The 15,577-nt window shown below is 32.3% G+C and carries 29 protein-coding genes and 6 tRNA genes; 5 read left to right on the top strand and 30 right to left on the bottom strand.

The features are described 5' to 3' along the window. Positions 1 to 8 precede the first annotated feature (8 nt). From BQ9840_RS10215 to BQ9840_RS10170, 12 genes are all read right to left on the bottom strand, one after another. Complete coding sequence (locus BQ9840_RS10215; protein ID WP_077369686.1) at positions 9 to 575, bottom strand: ERF family protein; 567 nt, start codon at positions 573 to 575, stop codon at positions 9 to 11. Beyond that, the gene (locus BQ9840_RS10210) at positions 576 to 1,142 is read right to left on the bottom strand and encodes a host-nuclease inhibitor Gam family protein (RefSeq protein ID WP_077369685.1); all 567 of its coding nucleotides are present in this window, start codon (positions 1,140 to 1,142) and stop codon (positions 576 to 578) included. Further along, the gene (locus BQ9840_RS12560; protein WP_159436143.1) at positions 1,135 to 1,281 is read right to left on the bottom strand and encodes a hypothetical protein; all 147 of its coding nucleotides are present in this window, start codon (positions 1,279 to 1,281) and stop codon (positions 1,135 to 1,137) included. The genes BQ9840_RS10210 and BQ9840_RS12560 overlap by 8 nt, the downstream gene beginning before the upstream one ends. Beyond that, complete coding sequence (locus BQ9840_RS10205; RefSeq protein WP_077369684.1) at positions 1,278 to 1,688, bottom strand: hypothetical protein; 411 nt, start codon at positions 1,686 to 1,688, stop codon at positions 1,278 to 1,280. The genes BQ9840_RS12560 and BQ9840_RS10205 overlap by 4 nt, the downstream gene beginning before the upstream one ends. Positions 1,689 to 1,734: 46 nt before the next feature. Then, positions 1,735 to 1,866, bottom strand: coding sequence for a hypothetical protein (locus tag BQ9840_RS12960; protein WP_255371030.1), 132 nt, complete (start codon positions 1,864 to 1,866; stop codon positions 1,735 to 1,737). Then, the gene (locus BQ9840_RS10200; RefSeq protein WP_077369683.1) at positions 1,859 to 2,158 is read right to left on the bottom strand and encodes a hypothetical protein; all 300 of its coding nucleotides are present in this window, start codon (positions 2,156 to 2,158) and stop codon (positions 1,859 to 1,861) included. Before BQ9840_RS10200 ends, BQ9840_RS12960 begins: the two co-directional genes overlap by 8 nt. A gap of 12 nt (positions 2,159 to 2,170) precedes the next feature. Next, the gene (locus BQ9840_RS10195) at positions 2,171 to 2,512 is read right to left on the bottom strand and encodes a hypothetical protein (RefSeq protein ID WP_077369682.1); all 342 of its coding nucleotides are present in this window, start codon (positions 2,510 to 2,512) and stop codon (positions 2,171 to 2,173) included. Positions 2,513 to 2,615: 103 nt separating this feature from the next. Continuing rightward, on the bottom strand, positions 2,616 to 2,804 hold the full coding sequence (locus BQ9840_RS10190) for a hypothetical protein (protein ID WP_077369681.1): 189 nt from the start codon (positions 2,802 to 2,804) through the stop codon (positions 2,616 to 2,618). After that, entirely contained in the window at positions 2,805 to 3,032 is a 228-nt protein-coding gene (locus BQ9840_RS10185) for a hypothetical protein (RefSeq protein ID WP_077369680.1), read from the bottom strand. Next, positions 3,033 to 3,230 carry a hypothetical protein gene (locus BQ9840_RS10180; RefSeq protein WP_077369679.1) on the bottom strand — a complete coding sequence of 66 codons (198 nt, stop codon included), beginning with the start codon at positions 3,228 to 3,230 and terminating at the stop codon, positions 3,033 to 3,035. Next, positions 3,230 to 3,475, bottom strand: a complete 246-nt coding sequence (locus tag BQ9840_RS10175) for a helix-turn-helix domain-containing protein (protein ID WP_159436142.1) — start codon at positions 3,473 to 3,475, stop codon at positions 3,230 to 3,232. The genes BQ9840_RS10180 and BQ9840_RS10175 overlap by 1 nt, the downstream gene beginning before the upstream one ends. A gap of 10 nt (positions 3,476 to 3,485) precedes the next feature. Continuing rightward, the gene (locus BQ9840_RS10170; protein ID WP_077369677.1) at positions 3,486 to 4,262 is read right to left on the bottom strand and encodes a phage antirepressor; all 777 of its coding nucleotides are present in this window, start codon (positions 4,260 to 4,262) and stop codon (positions 3,486 to 3,488) included. A 66-nt stretch (positions 4,263 to 4,328) separates the two neighbouring features. On the opposite strand from BQ9840_RS10170, the gene BQ9840_RS10165 reads away from it, so the two are divergent. Further along, the gene (locus tag BQ9840_RS10165) at positions 4,329 to 4,808 is read left to right on the top strand and encodes a hypothetical protein (protein ID WP_077369676.1); all 480 of its coding nucleotides are present in this window, start codon (positions 4,329 to 4,331) and stop codon (positions 4,806 to 4,808) included. Here the strand turns inward: BQ9840_RS10165 and BQ9840_RS10160 are convergent. Both BQ9840_RS10160 and BQ9840_RS12555 read right to left on the bottom strand, forming a co-directional pair. Continuing rightward, on the bottom strand, positions 4,786 to 4,995 hold the full coding sequence (locus tag BQ9840_RS10160) for a hypothetical protein (protein ID WP_077369675.1): 210 nt from the start codon (positions 4,993 to 4,995) through the stop codon (positions 4,786 to 4,788). The two genes, BQ9840_RS10165 and BQ9840_RS10160, sit on opposite strands and share 23 nt — an antisense overlap. Positions 4,996 to 5,009: 14 nt before the next feature. Continuing rightward, positions 5,010 to 5,165: a hypothetical protein gene (locus BQ9840_RS12555; RefSeq protein WP_159436141.1), complete on the bottom strand. Its 156-nt coding sequence runs from the start codon at positions 5,163 to 5,165 to the stop codon at positions 5,010 to 5,012. 145 nt (positions 5,166 to 5,310) lie between these two features. On the opposite strand from BQ9840_RS12555, the gene BQ9840_RS10155 reads away from it, so the two are divergent. Then, positions 5,311 to 5,661: a helix-turn-helix domain-containing protein gene (locus BQ9840_RS10155; protein WP_077369674.1), complete on the top strand. Its 351-nt coding sequence runs from the start codon at positions 5,311 to 5,313 to the stop codon at positions 5,659 to 5,661. 12 nt (positions 5,662 to 5,673) lie between these two features. Here BQ9840_RS10155 and BQ9840_RS12955 read toward each other — a convergent pair whose 3' ends face one another. After that, a complete protein-coding gene (locus BQ9840_RS12955; protein ID WP_255371029.1) occupies positions 5,674 to 5,805 on the bottom strand; it encodes a hypothetical protein in 132 nt (43 codons plus the stop codon). Between the two features lie 234 nt (positions 5,806 to 6,039). On the opposite strand from BQ9840_RS12955, the gene BQ9840_RS10150 reads away from it, so the two are divergent. Both BQ9840_RS10150 and BQ9840_RS10145 read left to right on the top strand, forming a co-directional pair. Further along, on the top strand, positions 6,040 to 6,261 hold the full coding sequence (locus BQ9840_RS10150) for a helix-turn-helix domain-containing protein (protein ID WP_077369673.1): 222 nt from the start codon (positions 6,040 to 6,042) through the stop codon (positions 6,259 to 6,261). Then, positions 6,242 to 7,468, top strand: coding sequence for a tyrosine-type recombinase/integrase (locus BQ9840_RS10145; RefSeq protein ID WP_077369672.1), 1,227 nt, complete (start codon positions 6,242 to 6,244; stop codon positions 7,466 to 7,468). The genes BQ9840_RS10150 and BQ9840_RS10145 overlap by 20 nt, the downstream gene beginning before the upstream one ends. A gap of 42 nt (positions 7,469 to 7,510) precedes the next feature. Here BQ9840_RS10145 and BQ9840_RS10140 read toward each other — a convergent pair. The 15 genes from BQ9840_RS10140 to BQ9840_RS10070 all read right to left on the bottom strand — a co-directional run bounded on the left by BQ9840_RS10140 (position 7,511) and on the right by BQ9840_RS10070 (position 14,377). Beyond that, a tRNA-Arg gene (locus tag BQ9840_RS10140) sits at positions 7,511 to 7,587 on the bottom strand. A gap of 43 nt (positions 7,588 to 7,630) precedes the next feature. Beyond that, complete coding sequence (locus BQ9840_RS10135) at positions 7,631 to 8,428, bottom strand: metallophosphoesterase (RefSeq protein ID WP_077369671.1); 798 nt, start codon at positions 8,426 to 8,428, stop codon at positions 7,631 to 7,633. A 62-nt stretch (positions 8,429 to 8,490) separates the two neighbouring features. Then, a tRNA-Leu gene (locus BQ9840_RS10130) sits at positions 8,491 to 8,574 on the bottom strand. Positions 8,575 to 8,578: 4 nt separating this feature from the next. After that, positions 8,579 to 8,654 (bottom strand) — tRNA-Lys (locus BQ9840_RS10125). A 5-nt stretch (positions 8,655 to 8,659) separates the two neighbouring features. Next, positions 8,660 to 8,736: transfer RNA gene (locus BQ9840_RS10120), tRNA-His, on the bottom strand. A gap of 12 nt (positions 8,737 to 8,748) precedes the next feature. Continuing rightward, positions 8,749 to 8,825 (bottom strand) — tRNA-Arg (locus BQ9840_RS10115). Between the two features lie 51 nt (positions 8,826 to 8,876). Then, a tRNA-Gly gene (locus tag BQ9840_RS10110) sits at positions 8,877 to 8,950 on the bottom strand. 84 nt (positions 8,951 to 9,034) lie between these two features. After that, on the bottom strand, positions 9,035 to 9,511 hold the full coding sequence (locus BQ9840_RS10105) for a metallophosphoesterase family protein (protein ID WP_077369670.1): 477 nt from the start codon (positions 9,509 to 9,511) through the stop codon (positions 9,035 to 9,037). Next, the gene (locus BQ9840_RS10100; RefSeq protein WP_369800198.1) at positions 9,489 to 10,121 is read right to left on the bottom strand and encodes an XTP/dITP diphosphatase; all 633 of its coding nucleotides are present in this window, start codon (positions 10,119 to 10,121) and stop codon (positions 9,489 to 9,491) included. Before BQ9840_RS10100 ends, BQ9840_RS10105 begins: the two co-directional genes overlap by 23 nt. Continuing rightward, positions 10,114 to 10,887, bottom strand: coding sequence for a ribonuclease PH (rph, locus tag BQ9840_RS10095; protein ID WP_077369668.1), 774 nt, complete (start codon positions 10,885 to 10,887; stop codon positions 10,114 to 10,116). The genes BQ9840_RS10100 and rph overlap by 8 nt, the downstream gene beginning before the upstream one ends. 131 nt (positions 10,888 to 11,018) lie before the next feature. Next, positions 11,019 to 11,936, bottom strand: a complete 918-nt coding sequence (locus BQ9840_RS10090) for a hypothetical protein (RefSeq protein ID WP_077369667.1) — start codon at positions 11,934 to 11,936, stop codon at positions 11,019 to 11,021. After that, positions 11,933 to 12,715 (bottom strand): hypothetical protein, encoded by a 783-nt coding sequence (locus BQ9840_RS10085; RefSeq protein WP_077369666.1) that lies wholly within the window; start codon positions 12,713 to 12,715, stop codon positions 11,933 to 11,935. Before BQ9840_RS10085 ends, BQ9840_RS10090 begins: the two co-directional genes overlap by 4 nt. A gap of 2 nt (positions 12,716 to 12,717) precedes the next feature. Beyond that, a complete protein-coding gene (locus tag BQ9840_RS10080; RefSeq protein WP_077369665.1) occupies positions 12,718 to 13,200 on the bottom strand; it encodes a hypothetical protein in 483 nt (160 codons plus the stop codon). Continuing rightward, on the bottom strand, positions 13,187 to 13,750 hold the full coding sequence (locus BQ9840_RS10075; RefSeq protein ID WP_077369664.1) for an RNA polymerase sigma factor: 564 nt from the start codon (positions 13,748 to 13,750) through the stop codon (positions 13,187 to 13,189). Before BQ9840_RS10075 ends, BQ9840_RS10080 begins: the two co-directional genes overlap by 14 nt. A 63-nt stretch (positions 13,751 to 13,813) precedes the next feature. Further along, positions 13,814 to 14,377, bottom strand: coding sequence for a hypothetical protein (locus BQ9840_RS10070; protein ID WP_077369663.1), 564 nt, complete (start codon positions 14,375 to 14,377; stop codon positions 13,814 to 13,816). Positions 14,378 to 14,541: 164 nt separating this feature from the next. On the opposite strand from BQ9840_RS10070, the gene BQ9840_RS10065 reads away from it, so the two are divergent. Further along, positions 14,542 to 15,564 (top strand): alpha-hydroxy-acid oxidizing protein, encoded by a 1,023-nt coding sequence (locus BQ9840_RS10065; protein WP_077369662.1) that lies wholly within the window; start codon positions 14,542 to 14,544, stop codon positions 15,562 to 15,564. The last annotated feature ends 13 nt before the right edge of the window (positions 15,565 to 15,577 follow it).

Below are 15,577 nucleotides of genomic sequence, written 5' to 3'. Positions count from 1 at the left end.
CCCCTAGCCTACTTCTCTTTCTTCTGACAATTCATACACAACACTCTGCCAAACTTTTGCTTTGAGTATGAAGCTACATTTTGATTTATTACCGTTCCACAACTACTGCAGTATAGTTTTACCTCTCCATCTGTCTTTGGATTGTTCACTGGTTTGCTTGGCTTGTCCTTTGCCTTCCCATGCGTATTTGTATAGTCGCTATCTTTTGTATCATCTATTGCAAAAAGTCCATTTAAGGCATATTTCCTTGCGTAACTGCTTGTACTACCTGTCACCTGTGCTAAATCCATTCCCTTCTTAGATTCATCTTCCCTTGCGTAAGCTGTTGTTTCTATGCACATATCCTTTTCTATGTCTGCTAATGTAGCTGTAGCTTTTACATAATATCTATCTCCTATTTGCACTATTTCGTCACTTATCGTTAATGTAGCTTTATATTCAGTTAGCAAAGGTTTTAATCCTTCCAAGATATCCTCACAACTTCTATAATTATAATTTCCAAAGCTATTGTATTGATTTTTAGGTACTTTTAGTTCAGCTTGTATGGATAACAACTTTTCAGCCAATGCAGCCATCTATTCCACCACCTTAATATTTATAGTCTCGGGTCTTTCTTCTATAGTTACACCTTCTATAACTTCTCCAGTTTCACTACTCGCTACTTTGCCATCACCTATCGCTATAAATCCATCTTCATCTTTTACTGCTTTTTTAAAGTCTGTCTTATTTATTTCTTTTTTAACTCGTACCAGTTCTGGCTTATAATGTTCTAGCCATTCAACTAATTTTTCATCATCATAATTCCACTTAGGTTGTTGCTTTCTAGTCGATACCTTTCCGTAAGGCGTAGATATTTTATATTTAGGATCCTTCTTCTTCATTTCTGCGAAGTATTCAATTATAAGTCCTTGAAAAAATTCTATTGAGTTTCTAGCTGTTTCATTTTCTTTTTTTCTCCATATTTCTATTCTTTCTAATTCCTTATCTGCCAGTTCATTTGTTTGATTTATTTCACTTTGGAATGCCTTTATTTTTCTAAAAGCCCAATTAACCTGCTCTACATCTTGAATCTTGAATCTCTCTTTTTCTTCTTCCTCAATATTCTCCACTTCCATTATTTCCATCTCAGTCATTTTATCCATTATTCATCTTCTCCTTTTTTAAATTTTCAACAATCAGTTTCTTGTTTATTTCAACTGCCAGTAATTTAGCCCCACACTGGCAGTTGTATAATTGATTCTTCTTAATCTTTACTCCTCTACCACACTTTGGACACCTCATATAGCCACTTCCTCAAATTCATTTAATTTTAGTTCCGTAACCCTTTTGAAAATCCTATATTCCAAGCCTTTAGGAATCCTTGTATGTCTCCTAAGTTCTCTAACAGATTCCTGTCCTTCTATAACTGCTTGTCTCATGCAATCCTCATCTATTTGACATATTTCATTGAATATAAGTGTGAGGGCTTGTACATCAGCTATAGATATTTCTTCTTCTACAACTACTACATTGTCTCTATATCCTCTTTTAAGTGCTTCTCTATACGTCTGCTCTGTAATCACTTCCCATTCTATACATCCATCACTATCGTTTGTAAAAGCCTTTTGTTTCATGTAGAAAACTTGTCCTTCTACTAAGAATTGATAATATCTACTCCATCTAAGCCTAAAACTTCTATGTCTTCTCATTGAAATTCTCCTTTCCAATGTGATATACTTATCTAAATAGTTAATTTTAGTTGACCTTTTCAGACTGCCATCTGAACTGGTCTTTTTTTAACCTTTTTATCATTGCTGCAGTTTCTTTCCTTATATTCTCCTTTTCTCTTCTTGCTTTTGCTTTATACTGCCTGTCCTTCTTAGACAATTTTGCACCTCCTTGATTTTTTTAATTCTTTTAATTCTTCATATGGTGTATGCCTTGTAATTCTGTGATGTATCGCTGAATAACCTATTCCATATATTTCTTCTAATTCTCTAAACGTTACTCCCTCTAACAAATGTAGCCTAACCATATCCCATGTATCTTTTTCTGTTAGTTCGTACTTTTTGCCCTCCAATACTGCAAAAGCTTGTTCGGGTATAGCTATATCATCTCGAAGAATTGCTACACACAAAGCTGATATATTTTCTCTTAAATCTATAGAAGTTTCTTGCAACTTGTCCACCTCCTATTCGATATAAAATTCACTTGTTAATAAGATTTCTGCTACATGTTGAGAATTATAATCTGCTATCAATCTATACATCAAAGTACCTAATGTACTATTCTCTACTATGTTTCTTTTTTTATTTTCCATGTGAATTCTTGTAGTATTATCTTCTTTTGCTTTTTCCAATACTTCCATAAACGTTACTGGTTCCTTAACTTCTTTCCAATCATCATTTGTGTTTAAATTCATATATCCACTTTCCCAATTCAATGTTCCATCTTCCGTTATTGCTATTGTTAGACCATCTGATTTTCTTTTAAATCTTTTACCTGTATGTTGCATTATTTCCCATGTTTTCACTACAATTCCTCCTTTACATAGTCTCTAACTAAACAAACAATATAAGCTGCCGCAAGTACAAACCCAACTATTGGCGACCATATACTACAAACAAAACCTCCCACTACATCACCTCCCCTACATCACCACGGAACCTATGTCCAACTGCTAGTGTGTTTCTAGCTCCTATTACTGTAGTATCTGTCCCAACTACTTTAGTTGGCCTAATCTCCTTTTGAAATAAAAACTCTTCCACATAACTCCAACAAAATTCTCCAACTCTGTAACATACCGTCAAAACCTTCTTAATCATCTAATTTACCTCCCCTACAAGCATTGAATCTAACAATATTTTGCAATTATATGCCGCAGATTTAAACCCTATCTGCACTCCGCTATCTAAACCTTTTACAAAGTCATCTTTATCTTTTTTCTCCAACTTTTTATACTTTACTATTTGTTTCTCATAAAAACTTTTATTGCTTAATATACGTTTTGCAACTTGATTTTTGCTTAATAATTCCTCTGCTTTCTTATTCATCTATTTGCACCTCCTTCCTAATTCTTCAGTTATCTGTATTAATGCGTCGATTACTATGTTTTCATCTCGCAAATCTTGCTTATACCATCCTTCCTTTATTGTTTTAGACAAACCAACTAATTCATTGTTGCTAAGTCCTTGTAATTCTATCTCCCTTAATGTTTTCTCTTCCTTTGATTCGCAATTCGTAAGCTTCATTAGATTACCTCCCTTTTATTTCTGTCTAACCATCTGTCTAGATACTCTTTCTTATATAGGTAGCTAGATCCATTTGCTACATACTCTATATTTCCTATCCTAGTCAGTCTTAGAATTGTGTCATATCCAATCCTAAGATATTCAGCTGCTTCCCTTGCGTTAAATACATTCTGATTAATCTTTCTAACTCTCTCGTTAAGTTCTTTGATGTTTTCGTTTAATTCCTTCAATAATGTTTCGTCCATATCCATCCTCCTATGCTTCCTTCAATTCTGTTAGCTTGTTGATAAAGTATACCTGACCTTTTCCAGTTACTTTACTCGTTTTAGATATACTTACATGGCCATCTGAATGAGTGATAGAAGTTTCTTTTACTTCAAATAACCCTAGATCCATAGAATATTGAGTTGGCATATTGTAGTCAGTTCCTTTCCTTCTTATTAGGTATCCATTATCCCTTAGCCATTTAAACAATCTATTCTGTCCTGTATCTATTCCATTTTGTCTCAGTAACTTTGCTAACTCTCCTACTAAAATAGAAGTATGTGAAGCTGTTACTGCATCTGCAAAAATAACTTTTGGTTTCTGTTCTTCTATTTGCTTTTCCGCTCTTCGCCTTGCCAGTTGCTCTTCTTTTAAAGTAGTTGCAAGTTTGATTATCGTGTCTGGATCTGTTAGAACTTCTTCTATTTTTTCATCAGTTAAATAAGCTCCATGCTTTCTTATAGTCGGCAACACATCTTTTGTAACCCACCTTTTGAATTTTTTAGCTGTTGGCATTTCTGAACCTAGAACCAAGGCATAAAAACCACTTTCGTTTATAATTGTCATATCTCTGTTTTGAGTACCGTCATGTATTTTTGTAACAACTCTATCTTCTGGATCTACATGTCTTTGTATATCTCTACTACCATTTTGGTACCCCAGCTTTTCAGTGATGTCTTTTCCTACTAGCCAAGGCTCACTGTTAATTTCAATTACTCTTATTTCTCCAAACTCATTGTTTTTAAAAACTTGTAAATTGTTATTCAATTCTCATTCCTCCTTTGAACTCGTCCCGTTCATGTGGTAGAATTTACCGTGAAAGGGGGTGTGACTATGTCTACTAGGCTTTTTGTACAAACTTTAATTCAAAATCTTTATCCAAATCTTAACGTACGTGTTTGGCAGCCACCAAACAAATATTCTGAAATCAATATTTATCTTGGAGATAGTGAAGAATTTTTAAATAAAGATACTATATCTTCTATAAAAAAGCTTCTTCCATGTCATTTGGAATATAACTTTAAAATTTATCATCAATTAAACCAAGATAAGGTTCCGCCAGAACCAAAACTTCCACCTTTGGTAGAACGACTTGCGATGTCTGATGGTGGTAATAAAGAAGCTATCAAACTAAAAATCGAAAAAGGCTTACCTGATTTAGTGCCTTTTGTACTTCATGTTGCTGTACCAGAAAACATAATTGGTATAGAAACTAAAAACAAATTCACTGATGAAGAACTAGTTAAATTGCAAATATATGCTCAAGAATTAGCTCCGCTTGGAACTTGGATCAAAGTTTTCTGCAAAAAGTAACTTTTGCACCTAATGGTTTGTTGGTATTAATCCATTCTTTAAACTCTTTATATTTTGCATCGGATTTACATTCTATTTTTATCAATATATGCCCTGGAGATTGCAGCTTTATATCTACATTATTAATGCCAGCAATCTCCTTGGCCTTTTCTTCAATCATCTTTCTAGAGAAAATAGATGCCTCCACATTCACCCTCCTTTCTACGCAGTTTGTCTTTTGTTTTTTCTATTAGCTTCTGAAACCAATCTCATTCCTGTCAGGGTCGCAAAAGCTAATTCTTTTGTTTTTTCATCTAAAGAGCTAACTGTTTCTAATAATAATTGTGCTTCTTTTACTGTTATTTTTTTCTCTGCCACATTCTCGCCTCCCTTTGTTTTATTGGCTATGACAATATTATATTTAACTTTGCCAAGTTTGTCAACACTTTTTTCTTGACTTTGCCAAGTTTTTTTAGTAAAATGTATTCAGAAAGACAATAAAAGAAGGTGGAGGCATGAGATAATGAACAATAGAGTGTTGCAGTTAAGAAAAGAATTAGAATTAAGCCAAGAGAAATTTGGCAAAAGATTAGGTGTTACTGGAGCTGGAATATCAAAAATAGAAAGCGGAGATAGAAACCTTACGGATCAAATGATAAAAGCTATTTGTAGAGAATACTATGTAAACGAAGAATGGCTTCTAGAAGGAAAAGGAGAGATGTTCAGAACGCAAGATGACTTATTGAAGGTTATAGCGGATAATTTAGGGAACATGGACCCTATGGAAGAAAGATTTCTAATCGAATACTTTAAATTACCTGAAGAACATAGAAAAATATTTATGGATTTTTTAACTAAAATAGCAAAAGAATGACCTGTTTAGAGATCATTCTTTCTTTTTAGTTGTTTTACCTTCTCTATTTAAAAGCGACTTCGCAAATGAAAGGAGTATCAATAATTCTGGTAATAATAATTGTTCAACAACCTCATCCAGTTCTGTTTTAATGTTTTCTTTCATATGTATCCCCCTTTTACAAACTAACGTTCAGAACAAACGTTCCAATATTATTATACACGCTTTTTTAAAAAAATCAAACAGGAAAACTTTTTCCTTGTATATATAATTGTAACATAAATAATATAACTAGCAGTTATATTTCCGACATTTTTCGACATTACCACATTTTGTTCGTTGAATATTGAGATAGCTTTCGACATAATTAAAGAAAAATAGTCGGAAGTGATGGTTTAGTTGAAAGGTTTGAGAGCAAAAAGAGGGTATACACAAAAACAATTAGGAGAACGAATTGGCATTAGCCAAGTTTATATAAGTAGAATAGAAAATGGAGACATAGATGGATTGACTATAGGAAAACTAATTAGGATAGCAAAAGTTTTAAAAGTAACACCTGCGTATTTTTTAAAAAAATTATTAAAAGCAAAGGAGGATAAAGATGTCAGTAACAAAAGTTGATAAAAATAAATACAGAATATTTGTTTCTGATGGATTTAATTTGGACGGCTCCAGAAGAAGATTTTCAAAAACTGTTACTACAGATCTAAAAGGTAGAGATTTAGAAAAGTTTTTAATGTTAGCTGAATTTGATTTTGAAGATGAAGTAAAGAAGAAGGATCCTAAGTTTCAGAAACTAGCTAAGGGATCCTTTGAAGCATACTCTATTTGGTGGTTAGACTATAAAGAAATAGCACCTAAAACCAAAGAAGAATATAAAAAATTACTAGATACAAGGATATTAAAATTGATAGGCAATAAAACACTAGATAGCCTTACTACTGGAGACATGATAGATCTGATGAAAATAATAAAAGAATCTCCAGCAAAAACTGAAACAGGCAAATTATCCATTAATTCAGTTAAGCACTACCACACACTTTTGAAAGCAATGTTTAATGATGCTGTAACGCTAAAGATTATTGCAGATAATCCTATGGACAATGTTCCTATAAAGGCACCTAAGGCAAAGCTGAAAGATAATTACTATGATATAGGAGATGTAAATAAAATGCTTAATTGCCTTACTGGAGAACCTACAAAGTATCGGCTAATAATATTACTTGCTGTTACAACAGGCGCAAGGCTGGGTGAAATAACGGGCTTACAATGGAAACATATTGACCTAGACAATAAAGAAATAAAAATAGAACAGGCTAACTCATATACAAAAGAGAAAGGATCATTCATCAAATCTACCAAAAATACTCATTCAGAAAGAGTAATAGCTTTTCCAGCATTTTTAGTTGATTTAATAGAAGAACATAGAGAAGATGAGTCATTAAAAAAAGAACTGCTGGGTGAAGATTGGTATTATGGCAAGGATAACAAAGATGAAAACGATTTTGTATTTACTCAAGAAAATGGAAGCATTATTTTTGTTAGCACTCCTTCAAAGTGGTTTAATAAATTCATTAAGAGAAACAATCTAAAACACATCACCTTCCATGGGCTAAGACATACCAACACTACAATACTGATAAATAACAACATAGATATAGTAAGTATTTCCCATTCTCTTGGCCATGCAAAAACTTCCACAACTACAGATTTTTATGCTCATGCTTTAGAGTCTGTAGAAAGAAAAATGGCAGACACATTTAACGATATTTTGAAAAGTGGCACGGAAAGTGGCACGAATCCACCGAAATTAAAGATAGTTAAGTAAAAATAAAAACCCTGTAACCGTTATGATTACAGGGTTTTTTCTTGGCGCACCCTGAGGGACTCGAACCCCCGACCAACTGATTCGAAGTCAGCGACTCTATCCAACTGAGCTAAGGGTGCACTTTTTTATTTACAATATATATTATATCCTATAATATTGAATTTAACTAGGACTTATTTTAATATTGCTTATTTGTACTCTGTTTAAAAATCTAATAGGAAGTACACTATTTCCAAGTCCACTGTCTATATACATAACTCCATTTTCTAACTCAAATATTCCCTTATCATACTTAGGGAAATAACCTTGACCTGGAGCTATTATAGGTCCTATTATTGGAAGTCTTACTTGACCACCATGGGTATGACCTGCAAGTATTAGATCTTCTAATCCTCTAGTATAATATAGTGGTCTATTTGGAGAATGTGATAGAAGTATAGTATAGTTTTTTTCATTTAAGCCTTGTAATGCTTTTTCATAATCAGATTTATCTAAATAGAAATCTACTCCTGAAATATTTATTTCATCTTTATTTAATTTTACACATACATTTTCATTATTTAAAACATTAACACCTATTTTTTCAAGATTATTGACAAATTCTTCTCCTTTAATATTTCTATGTTCATGATTTCCCCATACGAAATATATATTATCATTGATATTTGTTAATTCCTCTATTAATTCTAAAGTATATCTAGTATCTTCTGTCTTAGCATCTATTATATCTCCTGTTAGAAAAATAAAATCAGGATTGATATTTCCAATTTCTTCAATCAGTTTTTTTCTGTTTATATGTCTATTGTCATGAAAATCTGTTATTTGAACTATATTTATATCTTCAGTTAATTTATCATTATATAAAACAACATTATTTATTTTGAAACATTTTATTTCAATGATGAAATACATAAATAAAATTGATATTAATAAAATAAATATTATTATCTTTGTTTTCATGATAATTTCCCTTTCAAGATATATTGGTATAAAAAAAAATTGGCCTGAGCCAATTTTTGTTTTGGTGCGGGAAAGAGGACTTGAACCCCCACGTCAAAGACACTAGATCCTAAGTCTAGCGCGTCTGCCAATTCCGCCATTCCCGCATATTGGTGACCTATCGGCGACTCGAACGCCGGACACCCTGATTAAAAGTCAGGTGCTCTACCGCCTGAGCTAATAGGTCATGTATGGGGTGAATAGTGGGATTCGAACCCACGACCTCCAGAGCCACAATCTGGCGCCCTAACCAACTAGGCCATATCCACCATGCATAAAAGTGGTGCACCTAGGAGGATTCGAACCCCCGGCACACGGATTAGAAGTCCGTTGCTCTATCCAACTGAGCTATAGGTGCACGGTTCCTGAAGCTCTAAAGACTCATATATATGTCATACAAACTTGACACTGGAGCGGGTGAAGGGAATCGAACCCTCGTAGCTGGCTTGGGAAGCCAGTGCTCTACCACTGAGCTACACCCGCAGAAACTTCGAGTTAACTTCCAAGCAGCTTCCGCTAACAATTTAAAATTATAGCAGATACAAAATACAATGTCAATAGCTTTTTTTAAAATTCTATAACTTTTGCTTTAATTTTTTCGCCTATATCAATTATCCCGAAGCTATAATCACTTGAACCCCTTGGTAAAGTAGGGCTCCCTGGATTCATTACTATTATACCATACTTTTCACTTTCTATAAATGGAATATGTGTATGACCAAACAAAACCATATCCGCCTCAACTTCCTCAGCTTTATATAAAAGCCTTGTAAGATCGTATTTTACATTATACTTGTTTCCGTGAGTTATAAAAATATTTTTATCTTTTATCTTTAACAATTTTTCAGATTCGATATCATTTGATACAAAATCACAATTACCTCTTATAACAACTGTATCAACTTTCATCTCTTTTTCTATTTGATAAGCATCTTCTACATTGTCACCTAAATGTATTATTAAATCTGGTTTTTCTAGTTTTTTGGCGTATCTAACGAATTCATTTATTCTGCCATGAGTATCACTTACTACAAATATCCTCACTACAATCATCCTCTAATAGCTTTTTAATCTGTTTTTTTAGTTCTTCCATTGCCCTTGCCCTATGACTAATTTTATTCTTTATTTCCTCACCTAATTCTGCAAAAGTTTTTCCATAGCCATCTACAATAAATAATGGATCATATCCAAAACCCTTTTCTCCCTTTGGCTCAAACCCAATCTTACCTTTGCACTCACCATATACAGTTGTTACAGTTTTATCCTCAGAAACTATTGCAATAACAGTTTTAAAATCAGCTGTCCTCTCTTCAATAGGAACTCCTTTTAGTTCTTTGAGTAGCTTATTGTTATTATCTTCATAAGTAGCATCTTCTCCAGAATACCTAGAAGAATAAACTCCTGGTCTACCATCTAGCTTATCAACAAATAATCCTGTATCATCTGCAATTACAATACCATCTGTTTTTTCTGCTATTGCCAAAGCCTTTTTTATAGCATTTTCTTCTAAAGTTTCTCCATCTTCATCAACTTCTAAATCTTTCAATCCTATATCTTCTTTTGAATAAATTTCAATAGGTAGTCCTTCTAAAATATCTTTTATTTCTGCTATCTTGTGAATATTTCCAGTTGATAGAACAAGTTTCCTATTCATCATCTGATTTCCCCTCTACATCTATTTTTCTGCCTACTAATTCTCCAATCTCACCTAGTGTTTCTTTTTGTATAGATATTATCTTTTCATTTCCACTTTGCGCTAATGATATTAGTTTATTTAATTCTTCTAAAGAAAAAGTGCTTTCTTCACCTGTCCCTTGTATTTCGACAAATCTTCCATTGTCCGTCATGACAATATTCATATCTACTTCTGCCTTATAGTCTTCTTCATAGCATAGATCTAATATAGGAACACCACCTACTATTCCTACACTAACAGCTGATATAAAATTTGACACTGGTATATATGGGATATCTCCTCTTGTATACAATTTATTTAAAGCATCTATAAGTGCCACAAAAGCTCCAGTAATAGAAGCTGTTCTAGTCCCTCCATCTGCTTGAATTACATCACAATCAATCCAAATAGTTCTTTCTCCTATAACACTTAAGTCTACAACTGATCTTAAAGATCTGCCAATAAGTCTTTGAATTTCTTGAGACCTTCCCTCTACCTTTCCCCTTGAAGAATCCCTTACTTTTCTATTAATAGTTGATCCTGGCAACATAGAGTACTCAGAAGTTATCCATCCTGTATTAGAGCCTTTCAAAAAAGGTGGAATTCTATCATCTATCATAGCAGTACATATTACTTTTGTCTCCCCCATTTCCATGAGAACTGATCCATCAGGATGCTTTAAATAATTCCTAGTAATATTAATTTTCCTAAGTTCATCATACTGTCTTCCTTCTATTCTGTCCATATTAATACATCTCCCTACATATTCTTTAACTTTATAATAACAGAAAGCGACTTCTTTTTCTATATTATGTTGATTAATTAAAATATTATACCAAAAAACTAGTGAGTCAAGGGACCGTCCCTTGACTCACTTTATAGCTCATCTACAACTATTTCTCCAGAATTAAGAATATTAATATTGCTCTTTCCATCGCCATACATTAACTCTCCTGTAACATTTACTATTTCTTCTCCACTTTTCTCTTCAGTAATATTCCATTTGGCATTTCCTCGTAACATTTCTCTGCTGTCTACAAGGGTTTTTACTTTTACATTTAAATCTTTTCCCATTCTTAATCTTATTCTATTCACATTGTCTATAACCCAATCACTTTTAATACTGCTAGTTATTAACTTCAAATTATCTCCACCATTGATTTCAACCTTTTTGTTCTCTGGCAATATAAGTTCATAATCATAAGGATGCGCATAATAAATACTATCATCGTAATTAGATCTATCCATAAATGAGATATACATAATATTGTCAGATACATTGGTAATGATATACTCATTATTTAAAAATTCCTTAGCTTTTTCTTCCCTATCTGCTGTAACATTTATAGAACCTGAGGAAACTATTTTGTTACTCCCTTCCGTTCTAATAGTTAGATTTGTACCACTAGGTGAATTTACGACTATTTTTTCAATTTCATTACCTAATTCAACTTCCTTATATGGAAGTTTATAAGTATATGTCTGAGATGAAACTTTAGAAGTTATTCTAGACATTAAACCTGTTTCCATCAATCCATAAAAACATAAATTTATACCAACTATCAAAAGTACAATAAATACACTAAAAACATCATATTTTATTTTTATATCTTCGTCATTATATTTATAACTGTACCAAAGTATTTCTCCACCAAGTAAAAATAATACTGCAGGCCAAAACTTCATTGACAATTTTACAGCTGATACATCATTTATTTGGGAAACTAACATTATAATTCCCACAGCAATTAAAACAATTGCCATGGAAATAGTTCCTACTCTTCTTTGTTTCATATTTCTTCACCATCCTCATCTGATTCATCAATATCTTTAGCATTTGAATTTTTATTCTTTTGAAGTATCTTAATACCACCAATGATAAATATAATTGATACTATTGATGTTTGGATGTAGTTTCGTATTTCATAAGATAGCATTGGATAAAGTATACGTTCTACAATAACAAGTAAACCTAATCCAATAAGTGTCCAACCTATCCATTCTGGCTTGATTTTAGGCAATACAAATGAGATCTCTTCTTCATCTATGTTTTTCCCATTAACAGAATGTAGTACATCGAAAAAACTATAAAACCATATTAAAGGCAATATAAATAGAAAGAAACTCAAGTTTAACCATCCCATGAAAAATACTGTAAAGAAAAATGCACCCATTATAACTAAACCTTTTTTCTGATGGCCTAAATACATATGACCAGCACCTGGTATTATCGACAAAGTCATTGCTATGGTCTTTTTATTTGACTTTTTCAGCTCTTCTCTATCCTCTTCACTCATTGCATTTCCTAAAGGATTGTTCTCATTATAGATAGCCTTTTTCCTCATAGAAGAGGCATCTATTAATGCAATAAGCCAAAGTATTGGCAAAGTAAAAGCGAGTATTGCAATAAATGCTTCATCATTTGTCAATACGGTCAATCCTGATACTCCAAATACTAATGCAAAGAATACTACTAAAAATATTGCACCTCTATCGCTAAAACCTAGATATAAATGTGATAATCCAGGGACAAAAGATAATAGAAAACTTACAAATTTACTCTTTTCCTTCATTTTCACTCCTCCTTACCATTGTATATTTCAAAATCATTTATAAAACTTGAAGTCCTATTGACTATTTTTTCTGACAAGCTAAAAATAATATTGGGTTTTTCTGTTATATCTTCTTCAATAGTAGTCTCTGCAATTTTGGGTACCACGTCAACTAATCCACTAAAGAACCCACTCCATGTCAGCATTATAACTACTGCTGCAGCTGCTACATAATAGCCAAATCCACTCATAAATGATGTTGCCTCATAATGTATCTTTGGTTTTGGCTTATATTTTACTTTTTGAATATTACCTATAACATTTTTAGTAAAATCTGATGAAATTGCCTCTTCAGCTTGATCTATTTCTTCATTGTCTATGAGAGAAAGAAAAGTATTCATACATTCATCACAATTATAAAGATGTTCTTCCATTTCTCTATACTTTTCATCAGAAATATTTTTTTCCTTATAAAAAAACCATTCCATATAATCATAATGTTTCATTTTCTTCCCTCCATTTCTCCTTTAACATATTCCTTCCTCTATAGAGTCTAGAAGCTATTGTCTTAGTGGTAGTGCCTTCTTCTTCAGCTATTTGTTCATAAGTTTTTTCTTCAAAATAAAACTTCATGATAGTGTCTCTATATATGGGAGGTATGCTTTTACATAATTTTAATATTAACTCTCTATTTTCTTTTTCAATCAGCTTATCTTCTGGAGTTTCACAATAGTTTGATTCTTGACTATCTATGATATATTCAGCATTATTTATGGTTTCCTCTTTGAATTTACTCATCTGTTTCCTCTTCCAGTCTATAGACTTATTTGCTGCAATTTTGCCAATCCATCCTTTGAAATTATCAAATTTATAATTGGGAAGGGAGATATAAACTTGTAAAAATACTTCTTGAGCCACATTTTCTGCTTCATCATGATCCTTAATAAAATTTAATATAATAGCGAATACATATCCCTTGTATCTATCTACTATCTTGGCAAAAGCTATTTCACTGCCTGTGAGTGTCTCTTTTATTAAAACATTATCCTCAGTCATACCTCCCCTCCTTTCCTGTCTACTAACATAAACGTAAGCAAAAACAAAAGTACTGCAAACTTTTTATAAAACTTTACTATATAATACTAAATCACTACTGTAACTTTTTAACATACCTTCGTATATTAGTTTTAATTTTCTACATTCCCTAAAGTCCTTAGGAGATACTAAACCATTAGGTTTGTGGAACATATTTATACCACTATTATCTAATAGTGTAGCTACAAATTGAGAACAAAAATAATTATATCTTCTTTCTATTGGAACATTTAGTACTACTCCAAATAATCCTAATAGATTATAGCCATATTTATCACCATTTTGCTTAAATTTATATAGTTCTTTTTTTAATCTATAATATTGAAAATCACTTATCTCCAATGAATATAGTGCACATCTTGTATTTGGAAATCTAGCATAAGTACCATTTATTATATCTTCTTTGACAAATCCAGCAAATATAGGATTTGAAGGATATAGTCTTCCAAAGCTATAGAGTTCCTTCAAATTACTGTCTAATGCAATAGAAACATGTGTGTAAGGTTCTTTTGTATATACATAAATGCATTTGGAAAGTAAAGAACCACTATAAGTAAGTAAAATATATATTTTTTTATTATTTTCCATATTATCCACCTCTGATGTAATTATTATAAAAAACATATCTATTAATATAACGACCATTAAAACAAAAGTACTGCAAATAAAGTTTTTTTCTTTGAAATGATATAATTATAATATATAATCGAAATATAAGGAATATATAAAGTTAATAAAAGGGGTGTATAAATATGGATTTAAAAGAAGTTAGAACTGTGGCAAGGGAGAAAATGAAGGGCTACTGTAGAGTCTGTCCTGTGTGCAATGGTGTAGCCTGTGCTGGAGAAGTTCCTGGTATGGGTGGTTCGCTAACAGGTTCTACTTTTAAAAGCAATGTAGACGATTTAAGTAAGGTTAAATTGAAATTAAAAACAATCCATGACGCAAAAAATCCAGATTTAAAATTCAACTTTTTCAATACAATTTTAGACTTTCCTATAATAGTTGCACCTATAACTGGTACTGTTTTTAATATGGGAGGAGCTTTGACAGAAAGGGAATATATTAATAGTGTAATAAAGGGTAGTTTAAAAGCAGGTACAATAGCTATGACTGGAGATTCCGCAGATTTATCATTATATGAAGAAGGGATAAATGCATTAAAAAATGTAGATGGTAAAGGTGTACCTATAATAAAACCAAGAGAAAACAACCACGTTATCAAAAATGTTAAAATTGCTGAAAGTATAAATTCATTGGCTGTAGGAATGGATATTGATGGAGCGGGACTAATAACTATGGCTTTAAAAGGACAACCTGTTGGTCCAAAGACTGTAGATGAATTAAAAGAAATAGTATCTTCAACTAATTTACCCTTTATCTTAAAGGGAATAATGACTGTAGAAGAAGCTAAATTAGCTGTAGAAGTTGGAGCTAAGGCTATAGTAGTTTCAAACCATGGTGGTAGGGTATTGGACCATTGTGAATCAACTGCAAAGGTACTACCTGAGATAAGTAAAGCTGTCAAAGGAAAAGTAATGATACTTGTTGATGGCGGTATTCGTACAGGAGTTGATGTGTTTAAGATGATTGCCCTAGGTGCTGATGGAGTACTAATAGGTAGACCTATTATCGTTGGTGCTTTTGGTGGATATGAAGAAGGAGTTTCGTTAATTCTCAATAAGATGAAAAACGAACTATATCAAACAATGATACTCACAAGCACTAAGGACTTGGAATCCATCGATAATTCAAAGATTTTAATAGAATGGTAAACAAAAAGGAACT

The organism is Anaerosalibacter sp. Marseille-P3206 (assembly GCF_900155565.1).
GTDB lineage: Bacteria > Bacillota > Clostridia > Tissierellales > Sporanaerobacteraceae > FUHM01.
Note: the sequence above shows the minus strand (reverse complement) of the source record. Positions and strands in the feature narration are given on the sequence as shown.

Bases quoted from the DNA above. Each gene is read 5' to 3' on its own strand.
- BQ9840_RS10215 (WP_077369686.1), bottom strand. From the start codon at position 575: ATGGCTGCATTGGCTGAAAAGTTGTTATCCATACAAGCTGAACTAAAA.
- BQ9840_RS10210 (WP_077369685.1), bottom strand. From the start codon at position 1,142: ATGGATAAAATGACTGAGATGGAAATAATGGAAGTGGAGAATATTGAG.
- BQ9840_RS12560 (WP_159436143.1), bottom strand. From the start codon at position 1,281: ATGAGGTGTCCAAAGTGTGGTAGAGGAGTAAAGATTAAGAAGAATCAA.
- BQ9840_RS10205 (WP_077369684.1), bottom strand. From the start codon at position 1,688: ATGAGAAGACATAGAAGTTTTAGGCTTAGATGGAGTAGATATTATCAA.
- BQ9840_RS10190 (WP_077369681.1), bottom strand. From the start codon at position 2,804: ATGATTAAGAAGGTTTTGACGGTATGTTACAGAGTTGGAGAATTTTGT.
- BQ9840_RS10185 (WP_077369680.1), bottom strand. From the start codon at position 3,032: ATGAATAAGAAAGCAGAGGAATTATTAAGCAAAAATCAAGTTGCAAAA.
- BQ9840_RS10180 (WP_077369679.1), bottom strand. From the start codon at position 3,230: ATGAAGCTTACGAATTGCGAATCAAAGGAAGAGAAAACATTAAGGGAG.
- BQ9840_RS10175 (WP_159436142.1), bottom strand. From the start codon at position 3,475: ATGGACGAAACATTATTGAAGGAATTAAACGAAAACATCAAAGAACTT.
- BQ9840_RS10165 (WP_077369676.1), top strand. From the start codon at position 4,329: ATGTCTACTAGGCTTTTTGTACAAACTTTAATTCAAAATCTTTATCCA.
- BQ9840_RS10155 (WP_077369674.1), top strand. From the start codon at position 5,311: ATGAACAATAGAGTGTTGCAGTTAAGAAAAGAATTAGAATTAAGCCAA.
- BQ9840_RS12955 (WP_255371029.1), bottom strand. From the start codon at position 5,805: ATGAAAGAAAACATTAAAACAGAACTGGATGAGGTTGTTGAACAATTA.
- BQ9840_RS10145 (WP_077369672.1), top strand. From the start codon at position 6,242: ATGTCAGTAACAAAAGTTGATAAAAATAAATACAGAATATTTGTTTCT.
- BQ9840_RS10135 (WP_077369671.1), bottom strand. From the start codon at position 8,428: ATGAAAACAAAGATAATAATATTTATTTTATTAATATCAATTTTATTT.
- BQ9840_RS10100 (WP_369800198.1), bottom strand. From the start codon at position 10,121: ATGAATAGGAAACTTGTTCTATCAACTGGAAATATTCACAAGATAGCA.
- rph (WP_077369668.1), bottom strand. From the start codon at position 10,887: ATGGACAGAATAGAAGGAAGACAGTATGATGAACTTAGGAAAATTAAT.
- BQ9840_RS10090 (WP_077369667.1), bottom strand. From the start codon at position 11,936: ATGAAACAAAGAAGAGTAGGAACTATTTCCATGGCAATTGTTTTAATT.
- BQ9840_RS10085 (WP_077369666.1), bottom strand. From the start codon at position 12,715: ATGAAGGAAAAGAGTAAATTTGTAAGTTTTCTATTATCTTTTGTCCCT.
- BQ9840_RS10080 (WP_077369665.1), bottom strand. From the start codon at position 13,200: ATGAAACATTATGATTATATGGAATGGTTTTTTTATAAGGAAAAAAAT.
- BQ9840_RS10075 (WP_077369664.1), bottom strand. From the start codon at position 13,750: ATGACTGAGGATAATGTTTTAATAAAAGAGACACTCACAGGCAGTGAA.
- BQ9840_RS10070 (WP_077369663.1), bottom strand. From the start codon at position 14,377: ATGGAAAATAATAAAAAAATATATATTTTACTTACTTATAGTGGTTCT.
- BQ9840_RS10065 (WP_077369662.1), top strand. From the start codon at position 14,542: ATGGATTTAAAAGAAGTTAGAACTGTGGCAAGGGAGAAAATGAAGGGC.